Raw genomic sequence first — 4,311 nt, forward strand, 5'->3', positions numbered from 1 at the left:
TTACAATAAAATATCACCCGATTGTTTTAGCTGGGTATTTTTTATCAACTCTCCCCTCCATTTCCTGCCAGTCAAAACAATGCAGAGAACAATATAGTACTAAGGCCGTCTGAAAAGGGGTTCAGACGGCCTTTGCAATAACCTCATCTCTCTGCCTTTTTTTGCCGTGTTTTGGTATGGTATGATGATGCCTATTGATTTTCAGCGAATAAAACCATGTCTGTTTACACCAGCATTTCTGATGAAGAGATGCGTCAATTTCTAACTGATTATAATTTAGGCGAGTTTATCTCTCTTCAAGGCATAGCTCAGGGCATCACCAACAGCAATTATTTTTTGACCACCGGCAGCGGCCGCTATGTGTTGACGGTGTTTGAAGTGTTAAAGCAGGAAGAGCTGCCTTTTTTTCTGCTTTTAAAACAGCATTTGAGTGAAAACGGCGTGGCCTGCCCCGCGCCGGTTGCACGCAATGATGGTCGCTTTGATTCTGTGCTGGCGGGTAAACCGGCCTGTTTGGTCACGTGTTTGCGCGGCTCGGACACCAGCTGGGCCACGGAGGCACAATGCTTTCATACCGGGGCGATGTTGGCCAAAATGCATCTGGCCGGGCAAAGCTTTCCTCACCAGATGGATAACCCGCGCTACACACAATGGTGGCACGAGGCCTGTTCGCAATTGCTGCCCGTGTTAAACGAAGATGATGCGCGCTTGCTGCAAAGTGAAATTGCCTATATTGATGCGCATCCAGGCGGACATTTGCCCTCAGGCATCATTCATGCGGATTTATTCAAAGACAATGTGTTGCTTGATGGTGAGCAAGTGGCGGGCTTTATTGATTTTTACTACGCCTGCAACGGCAATTTTATGTATGACTTGGCCATTGCGGTAAACGATTGGGCGCGCACAGCTGACAATAAGCTGGATGCAGCGCTGGAAAAAGCGTTTGTTGACGGCTATATCAGCGTACGGGCGCTTGATGAGGCCGAGCTGGCTTATTATCCTATAGCGCAGCGTGCCGGCTGCATCCGCTTCTGGGTGTCGCGGTTGCTGGACTTTCATTTTCCACAAGCAGGTGAAATGACGTTTATTAAAGACCCGAATGCCTTTCGGGATTTATTACTCAGTTTGCGTTAAAAAACAAATCAAACCAAAGGCCGTCTGAAAATCTTTCAGACGGCCTTTGGTTGATATTATCAAGATTAATGCCCGCCACCCGCGCCTGAACCGAAAGGCGGCTTAGCAAACCAAATCACCGCAATCATCAACACAAATAAAACGCTGCCCACCCAAAATATTTCATTAGAGCCGATGATAAAACCCTGCTGGGAAATCGAGCGCACGATGCTGCCATAAGCTTGCTGCTCGCTCATGCCCGCCTGCATCATGCCTTGCACGGCCTCACGCGTGGCATGTGAATAGGGGGTGATTTGCTCGGCAAGCTGGGTGTGGTGCAAAGCTTCGCGCTTCTCCCAAGTGGTGGTCACGATGGACACACCCACGCCGCCCATAAACACGCGCAAGAAATTGGACAAGCTGCTGGCGGCCGCGATTTGCGGGCCTTTCATATGCGACAAGGTGATGGCGGTTAAAGGCATGAAAAACATGGCCACGCCCAATCCTTGCCAAAACTGCGGCCAGATCACATTGCCGAAATCCATGCCGGCATAAAAATTGGTGCGCCAGTGAAAAGTGAAGGCAAACACCAAAAAGCTTGCCGTAACCAACCAGCGCATATCCAGGCGTGCACCGAAGCGGCCGATAATCGGCGACAAAATCACCGGCAAAATACCCACCGGCGCAGCGGCCAGCCCGGCCCAAGTGGCGGTGTAGCCCAGATGCGTTTGCAACACCAAAGGCAGCAAAGTGAGCGTGCCCATATAGAGCATAAAGCCGAGCGACACGGCAGTCACACCCACGGTAAAATTGCGGTCTTTGAATAGCGACAAATCCACAATCGGGTATTTTTCGCCCAATTCCCACACGATAAAATAGGTGAGACACACCACTGCCACCACCGCCAGCACAATAATCTCGGTAGAAGAAAACCAATCGAGCTCTTTGCCCCGGTCGAGCATCATTTGCAGCGCGCCCACGCCCAACACCATCAGCATCAGGCCGACATAATCGACCGGCGTGCGCTCGGTTTCGGTTTCGCGATGGCGCAACTGCCGCCAAGCCACAAAAGCGGCGGCTATGCCGATGGGCACGTTGATAAAGAAAATCCAGCCCCAATGCCAATTATCGGAAATCCAGCCGCCGAGAATCGGCCCCAACACCGGCGCCACCACCACCGTCATCGCCCACAAAGCCAGCGCCAGCGTGCGCTTTTGCGGCGGATAAGAAGCCATCAGCAAGCTTTGCGAGAGCGGAATCAGCGGGCCGGCCACAAAACCCTGCAACACGCGAAACAAAACCAACAGCTCCAGATTATGCGCAATGCCGCACAACCACGACATAATAACAAAGCCGATCACCGACCACACAAACACTTTCACTTCGCCGAAACGGCGCGCCATAAAGCCGGTGAGCGGTATGGAAATCGCATTGGCCACGGCAAACGAGGTAATCACCCAAGTGCCCTGCGTGGTGGCAGCGCCCAGATCGCCGGCAATCACCGGCACGGCCACATTGGCGATGGTGGTATCGAGCACTTCCATAAACACGGCCAAGCTCAAAGCCAAGGTCACCAACACCAGCCGCATGCCCTGCAAAGGCGGATGATTCATAATCATTCCTGACTGCTTTCAGACGGCCTGCATGTTTAAATCAGAGGCCGTCTGAAACTTATTTAGCATATTTCTCAAAAATCTGATCGATAAGCGCATCGGCCACCTGCCAATCCACCGCTTCGCCCTCAGGCGCTGCTGCGCCTTTAATGGCTGCCGCCGCCATGGTTTGGCCGCTGCGGTTGCCGGTGTCTACCGTCACCGTCATCGACAAGCCTACGCGCAGCGGATGCGCAGCCACTTCGCGCGGATCCAAGCTGATGCGCACCGGCACGCGCTGCACCACTTTAATCCAGTTGCCGGTAGCATTTTGCGCCGGCAACAGCGAAAAAGCGCTGCCGGTGCCGGCCGACAAGCCCATCACTTCACCGTGATACACCACTTTGCTGCCGTATAAATCCGAAGTCATCGTAACCGGCTGACCGATACGCATTTTGCTCAGCTGCACTTCTTTAAAGTTGGCATCCACCCACACATCTTGCAGCGGCACCACCGCCATCAGCGGTGTGCCCGGCGCTGTGCGCTGGCCGATTTGGATATTGCGTTTGGCTACCTGCCCGGCCACAGGCGAGCGGATTTGTGTGCGCTGCAAATTGAGCCAGGCATCTTTCATATGGCTGATGGCGGTTTGCACTGCCGGCTGCCGACGCAGCGGAATATTGTTGCCCAAAGCCGCCTGAGCCGAAGTTTCCTCCGCCTCGACCGCCTTCAACGCCGCTTGCGCCTGCACCACAGCCGCGCGGGCATGGCTGAGCTCTTCACCCGAAATTGCATCAGTGCCGGCCAGCGATTCGCGGCGGCGTAAATCGGCTTGCGCGGCGGCCAAATCGGCTTTTCGCGCCAACACCTGCGCACGCGCCTGCGAGGTGGCGGCAGTTTGCTGTTTGTTTTGGCGGATGGCCTGAATCAATTCGCTTTGCGCACGCTCGTAGGCCAGTTGGAAATCGCTGTCGTCCAGTATCACCAGCACATCGCCTTTTTTGACAATGTCGGTGTCGTCCGCACCCACTTTGCGCACCGTGCCCGCCAGCTGCGGCGTGATCTGCACCACATGGCCGGCCACATAAGCATCTTCGGTTTCTTCCTCATGCTGCCACACCAAGAAATACATCAACGCAAAGCCCAGCGCAACGACGATAAACAATAAAGTTACCAGCGTGAGGTTGCGCTTGCGGTGGCCGGGCATACGCGGCTTGAGCGCCGCAGTTTCGCCGGCAGCAGCGGCTGCGGGCGGGTTGGCTTGCGAAGATTGGTTTGTTTCACTCATGAAGAAGCTCTTTTTATTGTAAGCCGCATTGCTGCGCCTGAAACCATTTCAGACGGCCGGGTAAACCATAGGCCGTCTGAACACGATGTGCCATAAAATCGCAACAAAGCAAATATAGGGCTTCTGCTTTGCGGCCATTTCACGCCATGCTACTATTGAATGGCTATTTTATACCAAACTTACAAAATAAGATAACAAGACGGCAACGCCGTTAGCTTGTTTTTTATTGATTCGGCAATTAAATATTGAAATGTTTATGCAGCATACTTCACCTTCGGATCTCTAAAATACGCAGCCACCCGTTGAGGATGGTTCTCC

Annotated in this window: 3 protein-coding genes; 1 reads left to right on the top strand and 2 read right to left on the bottom strand. The window is 53.4% G+C overall.

Annotated elements, in window-relative coordinates; all coding sequences use genetic code 11:
- The first annotated feature begins 216 nt into the window (after nt 1-216).
- Nucleotides 217-1,134 carry a homoserine kinase gene (thrB, locus tag EV680_RS11830; protein ID WP_132954944.1) on the top strand — a complete coding sequence of 306 codons (918 nt, stop codon included), beginning with the start codon at nt 217-219 and terminating at the stop codon, nt 1,132-1,134.
- 65 nt (nt 1,135-1,199) lie between these two features.
- Here the strand turns inward: thrB and EV680_RS11835 are convergent, their stop codons facing one another.
- Both EV680_RS11835 and EV680_RS11840 read right to left on the bottom strand, forming a co-directional pair.
- Nucleotides 1,200-2,726: a DHA2 family efflux MFS transporter permease subunit gene (locus tag EV680_RS11835; RefSeq protein WP_132954945.1), complete on the bottom strand. Its 1,527-nt coding sequence runs from the start codon at nt 2,724-2,726 to the stop codon at nt 1,200-1,202.
- A 58-nt stretch (nt 2,727-2,784) separates the two neighbouring features.
- Nucleotides 2,785-3,912, bottom strand: coding sequence for an HlyD/EmrA/EmrK family protein (locus EV680_RS11840; RefSeq protein WP_132954946.1), 1,128 nt, complete (start codon nt 3,910-3,912; stop codon nt 2,785-2,787).
- Nucleotides 3,913-4,311 lie beyond the last annotated feature (399 nt).

Source organism: Uruburuella suis (genome assembly GCF_004341385.1).
Lineage (GTDB): Bacteria > Pseudomonadota > Gammaproteobacteria > Burkholderiales > Neisseriaceae > Neisseria > Neisseria suis.

Excerpts from the sequence above, each read along its gene's own strand:
- thrB (WP_132954944.1), top strand. The coding sequence starts at position 217 with ATGTCTGTTTACACCAGCATTTCTGATGAAGAGATGCGTCAATTTCTA.
- EV680_RS11835 (WP_132954945.1), bottom strand. The coding sequence starts at position 2,726 with ATGAATCATCCGCCTTTGCAGGGCATGCGGCTGGTGTTGGTGACCTTG.
- EV680_RS11840 (WP_132954946.1), bottom strand. The coding sequence starts at position 3,912 with ATGCCCGGCCACCGCAAGCGCAACCTCACGCTGGTAACTTTATTGTTT.